Here is an 18605-nt window from a genome sequence, read left to right as displayed (position 1 = left end):
CACCTCACGTGACCACCTTCTCAAGCTCATCCAGCTCAATCGCGCGCTTTATCTCAAGCGCCACCCTCCTACCGGTGCTCATCGGCATCCTCCAGAGGGCGTTTCCATACGGATGGCCCATGGCCATGTGAATGTTCGTTCCACCGCCCGTTCTTGGAGCTACATCGTAGATGTAGAAGTTGAGGTCCTTGTCCACGGCCGTCTGGAGCGTAAACGGCCCGATTATCCCCGGCGGATAGTACTCCTGCGTCGCCTTGACGTAGCGTTCGGCCATGTCGAAGACCTTCTCCAAAAGCGACTCCCTCAAAGTAGAGCTTGCGTGCCCGCAGACCGTGTATTCGGGCTCGAACTGGTGCTCGGGGAGCGTGAGCTGCTGGCTCGCTGGAAGCCTCACGTGACCGTCAAGGCTCGTCTCAAAGCGCCAGTCTATGCCCAGGAGCTCAATCTTCCCGTCAATCGGCGAGTAGAAGAAGTCGAAGTTGAAGACCGGGCCGATTATGTAGCGCTCGATTCTGGCTCTGGCTAAGTCCTCCTCTGTGATGACGCCGAGCTTCTTCAACCGCTCGGCCTTCTCGCGGAACTCCTTGTACGATGCCGCCGTGAAAAAGCCGCGCTCAAGCCTCTTCTTGGCGTGCGGGAGCTTGACGATGACGAGGCCGACGTCGTCTATTTCTTCCGGCTTTACTTCCTCGGGATAAGGAAGGCTAGCCTTCTCAAGGAGCCAGTAGTAGCTCTTTTCCTCGCTCCTCTCCTCGCTCCGGAGCAAATTCCTGCTCCCGAAGAGGGGAACGCGGAAGTCGTTCTCAACCCTGTCAATGCCAGTGTAAACCACGAAGGAGCGGTTTGGGACGAAGATAACGTTCCTTTTGATGAGTTCGTCCTGGACGTCAATGATCTGGGCGAACTTGTCGAGGACAATGACCTCGTCTATGAAGCCCTTGGTCAGGCCGTCCCTCGTCTTTCTGAGCTTAAAGTATTCTGCGTAGGTCCTGTGCCTCCCGCGCTGGGCCACAACAAGGACGGGAAGGCCCTCTTCCTTAGCACCGTCGGCTATGTCGAGGGCCGAGTGGCTCCCAATCACTCCGACGGTTATCCTCTCTGGGTCGTATTTCTCAAGGACTCCCAAAATCTCGTCGCGGCTTATCATTCCAACCACCTCAGCAGGAATTCGGCTCGAACTCCTTTCCAAGCTCCCTCATCAGGCGAATCCTCTTCTCCACGCTCCCCCTCGTCCCAACGTCCCTCCGGTAGAACAGCTCGCCCTTGATGTGCGGAACCGCGCTTTCGGCAATCCTCTCGGCCTCTTCGAGCGTCTCCGCTATTCCAACGACAGCTATCGCTCTTGAACCGAGGAGCTTGAAGTTCTCGTCTATGGAAGCGTAGTAGAGCCTCGCGCCGGCCTCTTCTACGGCCCTCTCATCAACCTCGACATTAACGCCCCTGATTGGGTTCACCGGGTAGCCCTTTGGGGCCAGATACTTCACGACCGTTGCTTTCTCCTCGAACTCCGCTTTCCTCAGGTTTCCGTCCACTATGCCCTCAGCTACCTCCGTCAGCGGTGTCTTCAAAAGCGGGAGGACGTTCATCGCCTCCGGATCGCCAAAGCGGGCGTTGTACTCTATGATAACTGGTCCGTCTTTGCTCAGCATGAACTGGCCATAGAGAATGCCTTTGTAGGGAGTTCCCTCCTTTCTCATCGCCTCGATTGTCGCCTTGAGCGTTTCAAAGGCCCTCTCGTAGTCCTCCTTCGTCACGAAGGGCAGGAGACCGTTTGAGCAGGAGTAGCTACCCATACCTCCTGTTATCGGCCCCTCGTCGTTCTCGTAAGCGTGGGGGTAGTCCTGTGCGAGCGGCATAGGAATGACGTGCTTCCCGTCGCTGAATACCTGGAACGTGAACTCAACGCCGTCCGTCCTCTCCTCTACCAGAACCTTCCCGTCGCGCTTTATCAGCTCCTCCGCGTAGGCCTTGGCTTCGTCGTTGTCCCTCAGCTGGTAGCCGACGACTTTAACTCCCTTGCCGCCTGTGAGACCGAGGGGTTTCACAACGACGGGCTTTCCAAAATCGTCTATCCACGAGCGCATCTCGGAAACATCGTCGAAGACTTTGAAGGCTTTCCTTCCCGGGATTTTGTGCCTTTCCATGAATTGCCTGGCGAAGGCCTTGTCCGTTTCTAGTTTTGCGGCCTCCTTGCTCGGACCAACCGCGGGAATACCGTTCTCCTCAAGGATATCAACGATGCCCGTCCCAAGCGGCGCCTCCGGGCCGATGAAGGCCACCTCAACGCCGAACTTCTCGGCATAAACGAGAACCTTCCCCACGTCCGTTTCCTTGGCTAAACCATAGCCTTTGGCAAGCCTCGCAAGGCCCGGGTTTCTGTGCTTCGAGACCACGTAGAGCTCAGCCCCGCTCCCCACCAGTGCCTCTCCTATTGCGTTCTCCCTTCCACCGCCACCAACGAGCAGGATTTTCATGAGATTCACCATTTATTTGTCAAAAACTTAAGTTTTTAAGCTTTATTTTTACACTAAAATGGCAAAATTTATAAGGGGTAAATCCCAGTTCTTCCCGGTGGTAACCGTGAAAGTTCTCGTTGTGATGGGTAGCAAAAGCGACTCCCACATAGCCGAGAAGGTCACCTCGGTTTTTGACGAGTTTGGCGTTGAATACGACGTTGAGGTTGCCTCAGCCCACAGGAACCCCAAGAAGGTCGAAGAACTGGCGAAGAAGGACTACGACGTTTTCATTGCCATCGCAGGCCTGAGCGCGGCTTTGCCCGGCGTAATAGCCGCCCACACAACCAAGCCAGTAATTGGCGTCCCCGTCTCGGCCAAGCTCGGCGGCCTGGACGCACTTCTCAGCGTAGCCCAGCTTCCGCCAGGAGTCCCCGTCGCCACAGTCGGCATAGACAACGGCAAGAACGCGGCGTTACTCGCGGTAGAAATTCTTGCCCTGAAGGATGAAGGCCTGAGGCGAAAGCTTGAAGAATATAGGGAGAAAATGAGGGTCTGATTGCATCCCTATTCTATATTTTATCTGGGGTCTGATTTGAGCGGGAAATGAGGGGAAACCCCGACTCTTAATTTCACCCTCTCTTTATTCAGGCTTGCTCCTCGATTACAACCCTCTTATTCTGAACTCTGGGGCCTGATTTTATCCCAAGAGCTTACACCATAGTGACGGGCATAAGACATTTTAAATTTTTCGAATATTATCCAAACCATTGGACAAACATACACCTCTGTTCACTGAAATAATGTATGTAGTTGTCAAATAATATGTCTTTTTATGCCCATTTAGGTGTCATTTTAGTGCATCTCGCTGATGGGTTTCCATTAAACGTCCTGCCTCTGCCAAGTGGATGTCCTGGTTCTCAGCTCTACTGCGTGCGCCACCATCTCCGCCCTTTTCTTTGCATCACTCACACTCTTGTCCCAAGCTATCGCAACGCCGAGCCTCCTTCCGGGGTAGGCCTCAGGCTTTCCGAAGAGCCTTATCGTGGCATTGGGAACGCTTAGAGCTTTGGCGAGACCGCGGAAGCGCGGGGAGTAACCACTGACACTGGCCTTTATGACGTGGGTTGCCGCCGGTGTGAGCATTGGGAAGAGCCTGTAGCCGTCGACCCACTCTCCCGGAATTGGAAGCCCAAGGACCGCCCTTAGGTGGAGCCCGAACTCTGAAAAACCCGTGGGATGAGAAGCAAGGGTTACCATCCCGGTGTCGTGGGGCCTTGGAGAAACCTCGTTGGCCCAGACCTTATCGCCCTTCACGAACATCTCAACGCCGAAGAGTCCGAGACCGCCGAGGACATCGGTGATGCGCTTCGCTATCCTGTAAACCTCGCGTTCCGCCCTCTCGCTTATCTCCGCCGGCTGCCAGCTCGCGTGGTAGTCGCCGTCGATCTGGTAATGGCCGACGGGTTTCGGGAAGGTAGTAACGATATCGCCGTTCTCGTCGTAGTGCCTCACAGCTAGCTCGGTTATCTCGACGTCAAACTCGATGTGCTCCTCGACTATTATCTTGTCGGCGCTGCCGCGGGCTTTCTTCTTCGCCTCTTCCCAGGCTTTGGGGATGTCTTCCGGACCCTTCACAAAGTAGGAGCCCTTTCCGGAGGAGCTCATTATGGCCTTTGTGTGGCAGGGGTAGCCTATCTTCTCGCAGACATCGTAGAGCTCGTCGAGCGTTGTGGCATATGCATAGCGCGAGGTTGGGACTTTCGCTTCCTTTACCAGTGTTTCCCTGAGCCTCTCGCGGTGCATCGCTATCCAGGTCGCTTTTGCGTTCGGGACGACGAAGTAGCCGTCCTTCTCAAGCTCAAAGAGGGCATCGAGGTTTATCGCCTCGATCTCAGGAATTATCGCGTCCGGCTTCTCCCTCTCGACGACCGAGAAGAGGAAATCGGCGTTCTTCATGTCGCCAACGTAGGCCCTGTGGGCAATCTGCATCGCCGGAGCGTTGGCGTAGCGGTCAACGGCTATCACCTCAACGCCGAGACGCTGGGCCTCGATGGCTATCTCCTTCCCCAGTTCGCCGCTCCCGAGGAGGAGTATCTTCTGAGCTGAGTCAGTCATGGCGGTTCCGAGTTCGTCGCGGGGCTTTATCATGGGCACCACCTCAAGTATTGACGTTTAAATGTTAAAAAATGAGTATATTTAAGCCTTTTTAAGCATAAAAATGGCAAAGCTTTTAAAGAACCGCGGATAGAGTGTAGCGGTGGTGCTCATGCTGACATACGCTCAAGCTGGAGTTGACGACGAGAAGACTGCCAACGCTTTGAAGGGCATAATCTCACTCGCAAAGGCAACCTTCGAGTTCAGGAAGGGCAGAATCGGCGAACCAGCTGAAGACCTCGGCCACTACGCTGCTTTGATGGATTTCGGAAACTTCTATCTTGCCATGACGACCGATGGTGTGGGAACCAAGGTGCTCGTTGCCGAAGCCGTCGGAAAGTTCGACACGATTGGTATAGACATGATAGCAATGAACGTCAACGATCTGCTCTGCGTCGGGGCTGAGCCCGTTGCGCTCGTTGATTATTTAGCGGTTAGGGAACCGGACGAGAAAGTTTTCTCAGAGATAGCCAAGGGACTCTACGAAGGGGCGAGGCAGGCAGGGATAGCGATAGTTGGCGGCGAGACAGCGGTTATGCCAGACCTTATAAACGGCTTTGACCTAGCCGGAACGGCCATCGGAGTGGTTGAGAAGGGAAAAGTCATAACAGGCGAGAGGATAAGGCCCGGCGATGCAGTAATAGGGATTTCCAGCTCTGGCATTCACTCCAACGGTTTAACTCTCGCGAGGAAGCTTTTGATTCCAAAATACGGCCTCGACTATGAGTATGAAGGCAAAAAGCTCTGGGAGTGGCTTTTAGAGCCAACGAGAATATACGTCAAGCCAGTTCTGGAGTTGCTGGAGAGCGTCGAGGTTCACGGACTGGCGCACATAACTGGGGGAGGACTTCTCAATCTCAAGCGCTTGACAAACTACGGTTTCTCGCTGGAGATGCCTCCAATCGCGGGAATCTTCAGGCTCATCCACGAGAGCGGCGTTCCGCTGGACGAGATGTTCAGGGTCTTCAACATGGGGGTTGGCATGGTTGCGATCGTTCCACCGGAGGAGAAGGAGGAAGCCCTCGAAGTCCTCAACAAACACTACGAGAGCTTCGAGCTTGGAACCGTCACGAGAGAGCCGGGGATAAGGGTGGAGAACTATAGGGTAACCCTTTAAACTCTCTCCCCAACCTCTTTTCGGTGATCCGATGGAACTGACGGTAAAGAAGAAGGCCTTCCTTGAGAACCTGCCCGAGCTCGTTGAGAGGGGCGTGGAGGAATATGGGGTCAGGCTGAGAAAGATAGTGATAGAAAAAGACGAGAAAGGCTGTTACACGGTTTTAATCACGTACGACTCGGAGTTTCGCCCGTGAGCCTTGCGTAGAGCTCTTCGTAGGCCTTAACGAGGTCGCCCTTGTCAAAGCGGAAGACATCCTTGTCGAGGCTCTTCCCGGTTTTCGCGTCCCAGAAGCGGCAGGTGTCGGGGCTTATCTCGTCGCCGAGGACTATCTCGCCCCTGCCGTTCTTCCCGAACTCGAGCTTGAAGTCGACCAGAATTATTCCGCGCTCCCTGAAGTACTCCCTAAGGATTTCGTTCACCTTGAGGGCTATCCTCTCCATCTCCTTTACCTCAGACTCGTCTATGCCGAGAACTTTCGCGTGATAGTAGTTTATCATCGGGTCGTGCAGGGAGTCGTCCTTGTAGTAGAGCTCGACTATCGGCTCTTTCAACTCGGTTCCCTCATCAAGGGGGAGGCGCTTCTTCAGGCTCCCTGCGACGACGTTCCTCACCACGACCTCAAGGGGGTACATGTCAAGCTTCTCGACGATTAGCTTGTTATCACCAGCAACGCCGATGAAGTGCGTCTTTATGCCCTTCTCCTCAAGAACCCTGAAGAGGTGGGCGCTTATCTGGGCGTTCAGCCAGCCCTTGCCCTTGAACTGGGCCTTTTTACCGCCGTCGAAGGCCGTTGCATCGTCCTTGAACTCCATCACAACCTTCCCATCATCGAGCGGGATTATCTTCTTGGCCTTACCCTCGTAGGCCTGCATGGGTTTCACCATTTGTATGTAAAATTTTGCGAGTTTTTAAGGATTTTTTGACATTTAAAAGTCAATCACTGGGCAAGGTTTTTAAACTGAAATCTGTAAAGAAGTACAGAGTTAAAGACGAATATAAGCACATAAACGTCAAAGGACGGTGGGGACGTTGAGGGAGAAGTGCGGTATCTTTGCAACGCTTTCAGAGAACGCACCAAAGAAGGCCTACTATGCGCTCATAGCCCTCCAGCACCGCGGACAGGAGAGCGCTGGAATAAGCGTCTGGAGGCACAGGATAAGGACTGTTTCCGGGCCAGGCCTCGTCCAGGACGTTTTCAAGGGGCCGGTTTTAGCTAAGCTCAAATCAAACCTCGCGATAGCTCACGTCCGCTATTCAACATCGGGCTCCCTCACCGAGACCCAGCCGCTTGAAACGGAGTGCTGTGGAAAGAGAATAGCGGTTGCCCACAACGGAACGCTCACCAACTTCCTGCCGCTGAGGAGGGAATACGAGAACCGGGGGATTAAATTCCACCACTCAGTTGATTCCGAACTTCTCGGGATTTCCTTCCTCTGGCACCTCAAGGAGACCGGCGACGAGTTCGAGGCTATGAAAGCCGTTTTTGACGAGGTTAAAGGTGCCTACTCGGTTGCCTTTCTCTTCGACGGGAAGATACTGGTGGCGAGGGACCCGGTCGGCTTCAGGCCACTTAGCTACGGAAGGGGAGACGGCCACTACTTCGCGAGCGAGGACTCGGCATTGAGGCTCTTCGTCGACGAGTCTGAAGGCGGTGAAATACGAGATGTCGAACCCGGAGAGGCCTTCCTGCTCTCCGAGGATGGCGTTGAGAACAGGGTTCTGGCGAAGGAAGAACATCACGGCTGCGTCTTCGAGTACATCTACTTCGCCAGACCGGACAGCACCATTGACGGCATCAACGTCTACTCCGCGAGGGTTAGGATGGGTGTAGAGCTCGCCAGGGAGAGCCCAGCTGAGGGGGATGTTGTTATAGCGGTTCCCGACTCTGGAAGGGCCGCCGCACTTGGCTTTTCGATGGAGAGCGGAATTCCCTACGCCGAGGGGCTGATAAAGAACCGCTACATCGGAAGGACTTTCATAACGCCGGGCCAGTTCAACCGCGAGCTGAAGGTTAGACTAAAGCTTTCGCCAGTGCGGGAAGTGGTGAGCGGGAAGAGGGTAGTTCTGGTTGACGACTCCATCGTCAGGGGCACCACGATGAGGAGAATAGTCGCCATGCTCAGGAAAGCGGGAGCGAGGGAAGTCCACGTCAGGATAGCGTCGCCGCCGATAAGGCATCCCTGCTACATGGGGATCGACATACCAACGAGGCACGAGCTCATAGCGGCCTTTGGGAGCGTTGAAAAGGTCAGGGAAGCGATAGGGGCGGACAGTTTGGCCTACCTAAGCGTCGAAGGCCTGAAGAGGGCCGTTGGTAGGGAAGAACTCTGCATGGCCTGCCTCACCGGGGATTATCCCGAGTGGGCGTTCAGGTTTTGAGCTTTCTCACCCTGCAGGCCGAATACTTGAACTCCGGCGTTCCCGCCTTGTTGAGGGCCGAGCCGGTGAGCCTGTTGGCCTTGAAGTGGAAGGGGACCGCAACAACTCTCGGTGGAACACCGCCAACCTTTGCGCGCATCCTTATCCTTCCGCGCCTCGTCTCTATCTCCACCCAGCCCCCATCGGCGATTCCGAGCCTCTCCGCGTCCTTCTCGTTTATCAGTGCCTTCGGCTCGCCCATCAGCCTGACCAGTGAGGGGCTCCTAAGCGTCATCTCGCCCGTGTTGTAGTGGCTTATCAGCCTCACCGTCGTGAGAACGAAGGGATATTCCATATCGGGCGTCTCCTAGGGCGATATTTGCTCAACCGCTACAAGCCTCGCCTTTCCATCAGGTGTGGCGAACTCCCACGTGTGGAGCCTCTTCTTAGGCAGGAGTATTCCGTCTGAGTTCTTCAGCTCCTCGACGGTCCTCTCCTCAAGCTCTGGAAAGAGCCTGAAATATTCCGCAGTTACTTCCTCGACGCTCGAATAGTTGAAACCGGGCAAACCGAGTGCCCTTCCGAGCATCGTCAGAATCTCCCAGTCGGGTTTTGAGTCTGCGTAGGGTTCACAAACCTTCTCGCTCCACTGGATCCTCCTCTCGCTGTTCATGTAGCTTCCACTCTTCTCGCAGAAGGCCGAGGCCGGTAGGAGGTAGTGGGCATAGCGGGCCGTTCTCGTTGGGAAGATGTCCTGAACGACGAGGAGGTCGAGCTTTCTAAGGGCTTCTCTGACTCTGGTGAAGTCGGCCTCGCTGACGGCCGGATTCTCGCCGACGATGTAGAGTGCCCTCACGTTGCCTTCCTCTATTTCATCCCACAGCTCCGTCAGGTAGAGGCCCCTCTCCGTTGGAAGGTCCTCAACGCCCCAGAGAGATGCGACGCGCTTCCTGAAGCGCTCGTCCGTTAGAGGAACGTAACCGGGCAGGAACTCGCTGAGAGCGCCCATGTAAGCCGCTCCCTGCACGTTGTTCTGGCCGCGCATCGGGTAGAGGCCGCCGCGCTCGCCTATGTAGCCGAGCAGTAGGGCGAGGTCTATAACGGCCAAAACGTTTTCCACGCCCGAGACGTGCTGTGTAAGACCCATCCCCCACATGATAGCACCGCTTCCAGATAATGCGAAGGCCCTCGCAACTTCCCTTATGGTCCCCGTCGGAATTCCGGTTATTCTCTCAGCGTACTCGGGCGTGTACTTCCTCACCGCCATCTTGACCTCTGAAAAACCGCTCGTCCGCGAACGGACGAAGTCCTCATCGTAGAGCTCCTCGCGGATTATCACGTGCATCATGGCGTTGGCGAGGGTTATGTCGGTTCCGGACCTTATCACGAGCTTATAATCAGCGAAGGCCATCGTCCTCGTTTCCCTCACGTCAACGACGATTATCTTCGCCCCTTTCCGCTTTGCCTTCAGGATGTAGTCCATGACAACCGGGTGAGTCTCGGCCGGGTTGTAGCCCCAGATGAGTATCGCGTTGAAGCCCTCAAGGTCTTCGTAGGGGTTGGTTTGAGCACCGGTCCCTACGGCCAGCTTAAGGGCGTGAACCGAAGCTTCGTGGCATAAGCGAGCACAGTTGTCAATGTTGTTTGTTCCAAAGAGGCGCGCTATCTTCTGGAGGAGGTAGTTCTCCTCGTTGCTTACCTTCGATGAAGCTATGAAAGCGACCGCATCCGGGCCGTAGAGCTCGCGGATTTCGAGAAGTTTATTCGCTATCTCCTCAACCGCCTTGCCCCAGCTTATCGGAACCATCGCCGAGCCGACTCTCTTAAGGGGCCTCTTGAGCCTGTCCTTTGAGGCAACTATCTCGGTCGCGTAGAGACCTTTCGGGCAGAGCTTTCCCCTGTTTGGCTCGCCGCGGTGGGGTTTTACCTTCAGGGTTTTTGGGTCTATGAGCAGCTTACAGCCAAAGCCGCAGTAGGGACACACCACAGTCTTGAGCTCGCTCACGCTATCACCTGATTGACAAAAGAAGTGCAAAAATAAAAAGTTTTTTGACAAATTTTAACACTAAAAAGTCAATCAAAGTGCCTTCCTCAAAAAGTATTCGTGAACCCTCGTGTCGTCGGTCAGCTCGGGGTGGAACTCCAGGCCGATTATGTTGTCCTGCTCAACGCCAACAACCCTGTCGCCGAGCCAGGCTATTGGTTTGACTTTATCGCTCAAAAGCTCCACTATCCTCGGGGCGCGGATGAAGACACCTATGACGGGCTCGTCGCTGAAGGCGAGCTTTATAGGAGCTTCAAAGCTGTCCACCTGCCTGCCGTAGGCGTTCCTGTTAACCTTAACGTCGAGGAGCTCAAGGAACTTCTGCTCCGGTGTTGCCCCTATGATCTCCTTCGAGAGCATTATCAAGCCAGCACATGTGCCCATTATGGGAAGTCCTTCCTCGCCGAGTTTTTTGACCGGCTCAAAGAGGCCGTTCTTCACCATGAGCCTCGATATCGTCGTGCTCTCACCGCCGGGGATTATTATCGCGGAGACCCCCTCAAGCTGCTCCGGCTTTTTGAGCCAGATGACCTCGCCGGAAACGCCGAGGTTTTCAAGGGCTTTTTTGGCCGCCTCAATGTGCTCGCTCACGTCGCCCTGGAGGCCTATGACGCCTACCTTAACCATATTGACCACGCTCCAATAAATTGACTAAGAAAAGAGGCTCAGACGCCCCTCTCCTCGAGCCTGACTTCAAGCTCCTCAATGTCCTGTCCGCGCATTGGCTCTCCAATTTCCTTGCTTATCTCCACGAGGACGTCGGGCTCGTCCCAGTGGTTTACGGCCTCGACTATCGCCCTCGCCATCTTCCCTGGGTTGGAGCTCTTGAAGATTCCAGAGCCAACGAAGACACCGTCCATGCCCATCTGCATCATCAGGGCAGCATCAGCGGGTGTGGCAACTCCTCCAGCCGCGAAGTTGACTACTGGTAGTCTTCCGAGCTTTTTGATCTCCAGAAGGATCTTGTAGAGGCCCTCAACGATCTCGCGGTAGGTGTAGTGGCCGTAAACTGGCTCGTTCTCAAGAACCTGCCTCGGGAGGCCGCTTATCTCTCTGACCTCAAAGGCGAGCCTGAGGTAAGGTTCGGCAAACTTCTCAGCAACGCCATAGACCTGCTCGTCGGTCATGCGCTGGATTAGGGCGATGTTGTCCTTGAGAAGGCGGACGTGCCTGACCGCCTCGACGATGTTTCCGGTTCCCGCTTCGCCCTTCGTCCTCATCATGGCCGCGCCTTCCCATATCCTCCTGACGGCCTCACCGAGGTTCCTGTTGCCGCAGACGAACGGGACCTTGAACTCGCGCTTGTCAATGTGGAAGTACGGGTCTGATGGAGTGAGAACCTCGCTCTCGTCGATCATGTCTACTCCCAGGGCCTCAAGGATCCTCGCCTCGGCGACGTGGCCTATCCTGACCTTGGCCATCACCGGGATCGTCACCGCATCCATTATTTCCTGGATCTTCTCTATCGGTGCCATTCTGGCGACTCCACCAGCCTTCCTGATGTCTGCCGGAACGCGGTGGAGGGCCATAACTGAAACGGCCCCGGCCTCTTCAGCTATTCTCGCCTGTTCAGCGTTGGTGACGTCCATTATAACGCCGCCCTTTACCATCTTTGCGAATCCCCTCTTGAGTCTCTCAGTGCCCTTTGCCTCGATAATATCAAGCTTCCCCATCTCAACCACCTTTTCAAGTTTTGACTTGCAATTCATATCAAGGAAAAACTTGAATATAAAGGTTGCCGTGAAAGTTCCCGTAAGTTTCAGAAAAAGCCTCGAAAAATGAAGAGGAAGACAAAAAGGGCTTTGATTAGGCCCTCCCAATAATTTCGAGGCTGACGTCAAAGTTTCTGACGGAATGGGTGAGGTAGCCGAGGCTTATGACGTCGATGTCGAGCTTCGCGTATTCAGCTATATTTTCGGGCGTTATTCCCCCGGAGACCTCGATTTTGATCCTATCTCTGAGGCCTTCCCTCTTTAAAGCCTCTATTGCCTCCCCTATCTCCTCCGGCGTCATGTTGTCGAGCATCACAACGTCTGCTCCAGCTTTAGCGGCCTCAACCGCGTCCTCAAGGCTCTCAACCTCAACCTCGACGACCTTGTAAACGCTGAACTCCTTCGCGCGCCTTATCGCTTCCTCAAGCGGAACTAAGGCAAGGTGGTTGTCCTTTATGAGTATCGCGTCGCTCAGCGAGAAGCGGTGAGGCTCGCCGCCGCCGATGAGGAGCGCTCTCTTGTCTATCGGCTTTAGGAGGGTCTTTCTGGTCCCCGCTATTCTGACCTTTGGATTGACGGCTCTAACCCTCTCGACGAGCCTTCTGACCTCCGTTGCGATGCCGCTCATCCTGCCCATGACGTTTAATGCGGTTCTCTCGACGAGGAGAATCGCCCTCGCGTCTCCCTCAAGGTTGAGGATGACGTCTCCTTTTCCCACTTCTTCTCCGTCGCGCTTCCTGACCTCCACCTTAACGCCGAAGTGCTCGAATAGGGCTTTAGCTTCCTCAACGCCCGCTATAACCCCTTCCTGCTTTGCTATGATAACGGCCTTCGCTTTTGTTCCCTCCGGGATGACTGCCTCACTCGTGACGTCGCCGAAAGGTGCATCCTCCTCAATGAACCTGAGGAGATAGTCGAGCGGGACCATATCAGCTCATCTCCAGCATTCTCTCTATTGCCTTCCTCGCCTTCTCCGCTATCTCTTTGGGCACCTCAACCTCGTACTTCATATCGCGGAGCGACTCGTAGATGTGGTTCAGCGTTATCGCCTTCATCCCGATGCAGGTGGCGTCTTCTCTCGCAGGGTGGAACTTGATGTCCGGATAGAGCTTGCTCAACCTGTAGACCATCTCCCTCTCCGTGAAAACAACCCACTCGTTCCACTCCGGGGCGCGCCTTATCATCCCGCCGGTTGAGACGATGAGATCAGCCGCCTCCTGCACCTCCGGGTTGCACTCCGGGTGAACCATCAACTTGGCGTTGGGATATAGCTTCCTCGCGCGCTCGACGTCCTCGAGGGTGAACCTCCTGTGGACGTAGCAGTGGCCGCCCTCGGGGATGGGTATTATGGTCTTGCCCGTCCTCTTCGCCACGTAGTGGGCGAGGTTGTTGTCGGGGCCGAAGATAACCACGTCCGAGTCGAGCTTTCCGACGATTTTGGCGGCGTTGGCTGAGGTTACCGTAACGTCCGCGAGGGCCTTGCACTCGGCCGAGCTGTTGACGTAAAGAACAACTGGGGCGTCGGGATATCTCTTCTTCGCCTCGATTATGTGCTCTGGTTTGAGCATGTTGGCCATCGCGCACGTGGCCCTCCTCGTCGGGAGAAGGACAGTCTTTTCTGGATTGAGGATTTTAGCCGTCTCGGCCATGAAGTCAACGCCCGCGAAAACTATGACTTCTGCATCAACGTTCACCGCTTTCCTCGCGAGCTCGAGGCTGTCCCCCAGGAAGTCCGCTATGTCCTGTATCTCCGGCAGCTGATAGTTGTGGGCCATGATTATGGCGTTGCGCTCCTCCTTAAGCCTGATAATTTCATCGATCAGCCCGTCCACGTCCATGTCTCTCACCTGTGATACGCTATGCTGGGGGTATAAAAGCTTGTTCAAAGCACGAAAAATATGTAGGTGAGCCCGAGGACGAAGAGGGCCGCGGCGGGAGCAAGGAGCTTCAGGTAGACCCGCCTGAGTTCCGCCCCATAGTACTCCGCCGAGAATACGAGGCAGAGGTGAACCGGGCTAAAGAGCATACCCATGTAGCCGCTCAGGTAGGCGAGGGCAATGGCGTCAAAGCTCTTGAAGAAGGGCAGGAGTAAGGGGAACGTCATTCCGACGTAGGCGAAGCTTATCCCTGTCATTAGGCCGACGATGAAGGGAGTCAACATTAGTATGAGGATCACGGGGAGGTTCATGGCCAGCATGGCCTTCGGCAGGGCCTCCACGGCCCCCGTCGCCTCCAGGATGTATTTGAAGTACATGATTGAGATAAGGAGGAAGACTATCTTGGGCTGCAGGGCATGGGTGGCGACCTCCCTCACGTTCACCCGCTTAATGTTCGGGAGGAGGGCGGAGAGAAAGCCGAGGAGCGCACCGTAGACCATGTCAATTCCCAGAACGATGGAGATTAGGATTATGACCAGTATAGGGTAGGTGCTCTTCAGGAGGAGCCAGAAGCCCGCCCAACGGTTCCCACTACCGCTTCCCTCATCCGGGAGTGGGCGGATGAAAATGAGGTAGCCGATGAGGGCCATAAGAACCGTGAGCGGGAACATCTTGGTGCTTATCTCCCTTATGGAGAGACCAACTATGGCGGAAGCTATGACTATAGCCTGGTACATGGGCCACGAGTGTTCCCACACGTGCCGGAACCAGTAGTTCACGAGCGTTTTGTCAGATGGGTCCATCTCGAACCTCCCTGCCACAGGCTCTATCATCGGGGCCGAGACGAGGGCTCCTGCAGGCATGGGCATCAGGCCTATTAGCGCTGGGAGCATGGCGAGGGAATACTTGGCCTTCGGGAACAGTTCGGACGCCGCCCTCTCCATGTCCTTGAGGTAGCCTATCTGAGAGACGACCGATGTCATCCCCATTATCGAAGCTATTATGAGGACTAACCTAAGGGTCTCCCAGGAGGTCGCCGAGCGGTAGAGGGCGACGGCTATCTCCGGCGGGCTCATGCCAAAGAGGAAGGCCAGAACCAGCGAGCCGGCGAATATCGACAGCCCTATGTTGATCTTGAGCCAGATGAGAGCTATGACGACCGCGAAGGAGAGCACTAGGTAAAGAACCTCCACTCGTTTCACCGGGTGTTGTAATGGTTCGATGGAGATTTAAACCTTTGGGCTCAGAGGCGGCAGCCACCATCGAAGAAGCTTGGCCTCTCGAATTCCTTCCGCATAACCAGGAAGTCCTCGCGGTAGTGCGCACCCCTGCTCTCCTCCCTGGCTAAGGCGCACTCAAGGACGCCTCTGGCGAGGAGCTTCAATCTTTCGTCGGCCTCTATCCCCTCCAGCTTCTCAAGGCCTGCTTTCAACCCCTCGGCAGTTCTTACGATTCCAACGTGCTCCCATAGGAGTTCCCTAAGGGAGTTTATATCCCCGAGGGAGTCGAAGGTGTAAGGAACCTCCGGAACCTCCCCGAGCCTGGGTTTTTCCCTCACTATCATCCTGGCCACCTCTAAGCCTGAAACTATGCACTCGAGGAGCGAGTTGCTGGCCAGCCTGTTCGCCCCGTGGAAGCCATTGCTTGCTGCCTCCCCAATCGCGTAGAGTCCCTTAACGTTCGTGCGATACCAGAGGTCGACCGCTATGCCTCCTATCGTGTAGTGTGCTATGGGAGCTACGGGGATGAGGTCCTTCGAAGGGTCTATGCCGTCCTTTCTGAGGAAGGCGTATATCTGGGGGAAGCGCTTCTTGAAGTCCTCTATCGAGCGGGTATCGAGGTAGACCCGCTTTCCGTTCTGCATCTGCATGTATATCGCCCTCGCCACGATGTCCCTCGTGGAGAGCTCGTTGACGAACCGCTCCCCGTCTTCAGTCACGAGCTTTGCCCCGGCACCGCGGACGGCCTCGCTGATGAGCTTAACCCCGTCCTTCCCGAGATAGCCCGTCGGATGAAACTGAACGAATTCCAGGTCTCTGGCGGGGGCCCCTTTCATCACCCCATCGCCTATGAGAAGGCCTATAGCCAGTGGCGAGCCGGCAGTGTATTTGAAGAGTCCGGCGAAGCCGCCGGTGGCTATGACAGTGGCGTCGAACTTCAGAATCTCCCCGTCGAGAAAAACACCGTACGTCCTTCCCTCTCTAACTGCCAGCTCTTCTGCAAAGCCCTCGACGAAGTTGACCCCGGCTTCCCTGGCGGCCATGAAAAGCAGCTTTGCCATGTGCTTTCCGGTCTCGTTCCTTATCGTGAAAACCCTGTGGAAGGAGTGACCTCCCTCGGTCTCATTGGTCTCGAACTCAAGGCCTATTGACGAGAGGAAGTCGTAGACCTCAGTTGCCTTACCCAAGACGTTCCAGACAACCTCTTCGTCGTTGAGGTACTTGCCGGCCCTGACTGTATCTATGAAATGCGCCCTGAGTGAATCACCGTCGAGGATCGGCAGCGCTATTCCAGCCTGGGCGAGGTAGGAGTTGGTGTTCTTGAAGCCCCTCCCGATGACCGTGACATCGAACCCGCGCCTCGCGAGTGCCACAGCGGCGGTCAAACCCGCCGCGCCATCTCCGATAATCCCAACGGATGTCATCTCACCACCGGGAGAAAAGAGGAGGGAGAGCTTAAACGCTTTTTCATTTCCCGACCGGGTAATTCGGCGCCTCGTTGGTTATGAGGATGTCGTGCGGGTGGCTCTCCTTGACGCCGGCGTTCGTGATTATCACGAACTCGCCCCTCTCCTTGAGCTCCCCGATGTTAGCGGCGCCGACGTAGCCCATCCCCGAGCGAAGGCCGCCGACGAGCTGGTAGAGGACGTCGCTCACGCTTCCCTTGTAGGGCACTACACCCTCAACGCCCTCGGGGACAAACTTGCGCGTCTTCATGTGGCCCTTCTGGTAGTAGCGCTCCGCTCCGCCCTTCATCATTGCCCCGAGCGAACCCATCCCGCGGTACTGCTTGTAGCGCCTGCCGTTGATGACGACCTCTTTTCCAGGCGCCTCCTTTGTTCCTGCCAGGAGAGAGCCGAGCATGACAGCATCAGCTCCGGCCGCTATGGCCTTGACTATGTCGCCCGAGTACCTTATTCCGCCGTCTGCTATGACGTAAAGCCCGTATTCTTGTGCCCTGTCGGCGACGAGTGCCACCGCTGTGAGCTGGGGGACGCCAACGCCGGCCACAACCCTCGTCGTACAGATGCTTCCGGGGCCGATTCCGACCTTTACAGCATCCGCAAAGGTGAGGTCGTCAACCGCCTTTGGATTGGCTATGTTTCCGACGATTAAATCTGCATCAACCGCCTTCCTTATCTCCTTCATGGCTTTAATCGCCTTGAGGTTGTGGGCGTGGGCCGTGTCAACGACTATGACGTCGGCTCCGGCCTTATCGAGGGCCTTTGCCCTCTCAAGGTCGAAGGGACCGACTGCCGCTGCCACCAGCAGGTCCCCGTTCTCATCTCTAACGGCGTTCTTGTACTTTCTGCGCTTCGCCAGGTCGCTCATCGTGATTATTCCCACGAGTTTGCCGTTCTCGTCAACTACGGGGAGCCTGTCTATCCTGTGCTCGAACATGAGGTTGAGGGCCTCCTCAGCGGTCACGCTCTCGAGAACTGTTATTGGCTCGCTCGTCATAACTTCCTTCACGAGTTTGCCCTGCTTTACCGCTATGTCCTTCTTGCTTATAACCCCTACAACCCTCCCGTCCTCAACTACTGGCAGGCCGTCTATATCGTTCTTCTCCATCAGGAACAGGGCATAGTCAACGGTCTCCTCTGGGGAAATAGATATGACGTCCTCCACTATGAAGCGCTCGGCTCGCTTTACTTTTTTTACCTGCTCAACCTGCTCCTCGATGCTCATGTTTCGGTGGATAACACCAAGGCCACCCTCGCGGGCCATCGCGACGGCCATCTCCCACTCGGTAACGGTGTCCATGGCGGCGCTGAGAATCGGTACCTTAAGCCTTACGTTTGGCGTTATCTGGGTGGAAACGTCCACGTCCTTCGGCTCGACCTCGGTCGCCTGCGGTATCAGAAGAACGTCGTCGAAAGTGTAGCCCTTAATTGCATTAACAAGTTTGTGTTCAAACCTCCCCATTTTCTGCGGACCCCCGCGTCCTTTTTAACTTGGGCCTGTTAAGGGTTTTTAAGGGTTTCCACGGCGGGTCTCGAACCCTGAGTAAAAAGCCAGACAGGATAACGAACCCGGGGCTTGATTTTCAGGCCTTTTACAAACGTAAAGCTTTTAAACAAATGTATACCTCCGTGCACGGTGATACCATGAGGAAGCTCGCGATAATCCTCTCATACGCGGCCCCAATACTGGCCGTCATTGCTGTCCTGGCCTTGGCTGCGTGACGAAAATAGACTCGATTTGGGTAGATTGTTCAAGAATCTTCCGAATTTTTCCACATTTTTGTCATATGTACAGAAGAAATTACAAAAAACTGATATAGGAGATGTGCATTCTAAAGACGGTGGTTCCAATGGATGCAGTATCAAGGATTCCAAGGGGGGAGGGCCAAACCCTCCGCTGAGAGCGTTGAGAGCTTTGGTTTTGACGAGTTGCTGTATGAAATCCTGAAGGAAGGTCTTTTCTGGGCGGCCCTCGGTCGGTCGTCGGAAGTGATGCCGTTTCTGAGGGGCAAGCTCCTTGAGAACGGCGTTTCGTTGGAGAAGCAGCGCAGGGAGTACATGGAGTACCTGCTCGACGAGCTTGAGCACTTTTACAGGCGTGTCTCGTGGAGCGGGGAAATCAGTGAAGCCCACTGGAAGGCCTTAAAGTCGTTCCATAGGGAGTTGCTGGCTCTCCTGTATTAGCTACCTTTTTAACCCCC

Annotated in this window: 16 protein-coding genes and 1 pseudogene; 5 read left to right on the top strand and 12 right to left on the bottom strand. The window is 55.3% G+C overall.

What is annotated here, in order from left to right; genetic code table 11:
* Positions 1 to 4: 4 nt before the first annotated feature.
* Both A3L08_RS03275 and purD read right to left on the bottom strand, forming a co-directional pair.
* Entirely contained in the window at positions 5 to 1147 is a 1143-nt protein-coding gene (locus A3L08_RS03275; protein ID WP_088853676.1) for a formate--phosphoribosylaminoimidazolecarboxamide ligase family protein, read from the bottom strand.
* Positions 1148 to 1157: 10 nt separating this feature from the next.
* Positions 1158 to 2474 (bottom strand): phosphoribosylamine--glycine ligase, encoded by a 1317-nt coding sequence (purD, locus tag A3L08_RS03270; protein ID WP_088853675.1) that lies wholly within the window; start codon positions 2472 to 2474, stop codon positions 1158 to 1160.
* Between the two features lie 106 nt (positions 2475 to 2580).
* Here purD and purE point away from each other — a divergent pair, with 106 nt between their 5' ends.
* On the top strand, positions 2581 to 3012 hold the full coding sequence (gene purE / locus A3L08_RS03265; protein WP_088853674.1) for a 5-(carboxyamino)imidazole ribonucleotide mutase: 432 nt from the start codon (positions 2581 to 2583) through the stop codon (positions 3010 to 3012).
* 323 nt (positions 3013 to 3335) lie between these two features.
* Here the strand turns inward: purE and purT are convergent, their stop codons facing one another.
* Positions 3336 to 4604, bottom strand: a complete 1269-nt coding sequence (gene purT / locus A3L08_RS03260) for a phosphoribosylglycinamide formyltransferase 2 (RefSeq protein ID WP_088853673.1) — start codon at positions 4602 to 4604, stop codon at positions 3336 to 3338.
* Between the two features lie 118 nt (positions 4605 to 4722).
* Here purT and purM point away from each other — a divergent pair, with 118 nt between their 5' ends.
* A complete protein-coding gene (gene purM / locus A3L08_RS03255; RefSeq protein ID WP_088853672.1) occupies positions 4723 to 5727 on the top strand; it encodes a phosphoribosylformylglycinamidine cyclo-ligase in 1005 nt (334 codons plus the stop codon).
* A gap of 31 nt (positions 5728 to 5758) precedes the next feature.
* Positions 5759 to 5923 (top strand): hypothetical protein, encoded by a 165-nt coding sequence (locus tag A3L08_RS09985; RefSeq protein WP_198362133.1) that lies wholly within the window; start codon positions 5759 to 5761, stop codon positions 5921 to 5923.
* Here the strand turns inward: A3L08_RS09985 and purC are convergent.
* On the bottom strand, positions 5895 to 6602 hold the full coding sequence (gene purC, locus A3L08_RS03250) for a phosphoribosylaminoimidazolesuccinocarboxamide synthase (RefSeq protein WP_088853671.1): 708 nt from the start codon (positions 6600 to 6602) through the stop codon (positions 5895 to 5897). The genes A3L08_RS09985 and purC overlap by 29 nt on opposite strands.
* A gap of 157 nt (positions 6603 to 6759) precedes the next feature.
* Here purC and purF point away from each other — a divergent pair, with 157 nt between their 5' ends.
* A complete protein-coding gene (gene purF / locus A3L08_RS03245) occupies positions 6760 to 8109 on the top strand; it encodes an amidophosphoribosyltransferase (RefSeq protein ID WP_088853670.1) in 1350 nt (449 codons plus the stop codon).
* Here purF and fdhF read toward each other — a convergent pair.
* The 8 genes and pseudogenes from fdhF to guaB form a co-directional block, all read right to left on the bottom strand.
* Positions 8099 to 10093: pseudogene (gene fdhF, locus A3L08_RS03240) on the bottom strand (formate dehydrogenase subunit alpha). The gene purF and the pseudogene fdhF overlap by 11 nt on opposite strands.
* 72 nt (positions 10094 to 10165) lie before the next feature.
* On the bottom strand, positions 10166 to 10759 hold the full coding sequence (gene pdxT, locus A3L08_RS03235; protein ID WP_088853669.1) for a pyridoxal 5'-phosphate synthase glutaminase subunit PdxT: 594 nt from the start codon (positions 10757 to 10759) through the stop codon (positions 10166 to 10168).
* A gap of 38 nt (positions 10760 to 10797) precedes the next feature.
* Entirely contained in the window at positions 10798 to 11805 is a 1008-nt protein-coding gene (gene pdxS / locus A3L08_RS03230) for a pyridoxal 5'-phosphate synthase lyase subunit PdxS (protein WP_088853668.1), read from the bottom strand.
* 133 nt (positions 11806 to 11938) lie between these two features.
* The gene (gene nadC, locus A3L08_RS03225) at positions 11939 to 12772 is read right to left on the bottom strand and encodes a carboxylating nicotinate-nucleotide diphosphorylase (RefSeq protein ID WP_088853667.1); all 834 of its coding nucleotides are present in this window, start codon (positions 12770 to 12772) and stop codon (positions 11939 to 11941) included.
* Between the two features lies 1 nt (position 12773).
* Positions 12774 to 13682, bottom strand: a complete 909-nt coding sequence (gene nadA, locus A3L08_RS03220; protein WP_088853666.1) for a quinolinate synthase NadA — start codon at positions 13680 to 13682, stop codon at positions 12774 to 12776.
* Between the two features lie 44 nt (positions 13683 to 13726).
* Positions 13727 to 14914 carry a TIGR00529 family membrane protein gene (locus A3L08_RS03215; protein ID WP_088853665.1) on the bottom strand — a complete coding sequence of 396 codons (1188 nt, stop codon included), beginning with the start codon at positions 14912 to 14914 and terminating at the stop codon, positions 13727 to 13729.
* A 50-nt stretch (positions 14915 to 14964) separates the two neighbouring features.
* The gene (locus tag A3L08_RS03210; protein WP_088853664.1) at positions 14965 to 16365 is read right to left on the bottom strand and encodes an L-aspartate oxidase; all 1401 of its coding nucleotides are present in this window, start codon (positions 16363 to 16365) and stop codon (positions 14965 to 14967) included.
* Between the two features lie 43 nt (positions 16366 to 16408).
* Entirely contained in the window at positions 16409 to 17866 is a 1458-nt protein-coding gene (guaB, locus tag A3L08_RS03205; protein ID WP_088853663.1) for an IMP dehydrogenase, read from the bottom strand.
* Positions 17867 to 18258: 392 nt separating this feature from the next.
* Between guaB and A3L08_RS03200 the strand changes: the two genes are divergently transcribed.
* Complete coding sequence (locus A3L08_RS03200) at positions 18259 to 18588, top strand: hypothetical protein (RefSeq protein WP_198362132.1); 330 nt, start codon at positions 18259 to 18261, stop codon at positions 18586 to 18588.
* The last annotated feature ends 17 nt before the right edge of the window (positions 18589 to 18605 follow it).

The sequence above is a fragment of the Thermococcus pacificus genome, from assembly GCF_002214485.1.
In the GTDB taxonomy this organism is placed as follows: domain Archaea; phylum Methanobacteriota_B; class Thermococci; order Thermococcales; family Thermococcaceae; genus Thermococcus; species Thermococcus pacificus.
The sequence above is the reverse complement of the archived record's forward strand: the minus strand, read 5'-3'. Positions and strand labels throughout refer to the sequence as shown.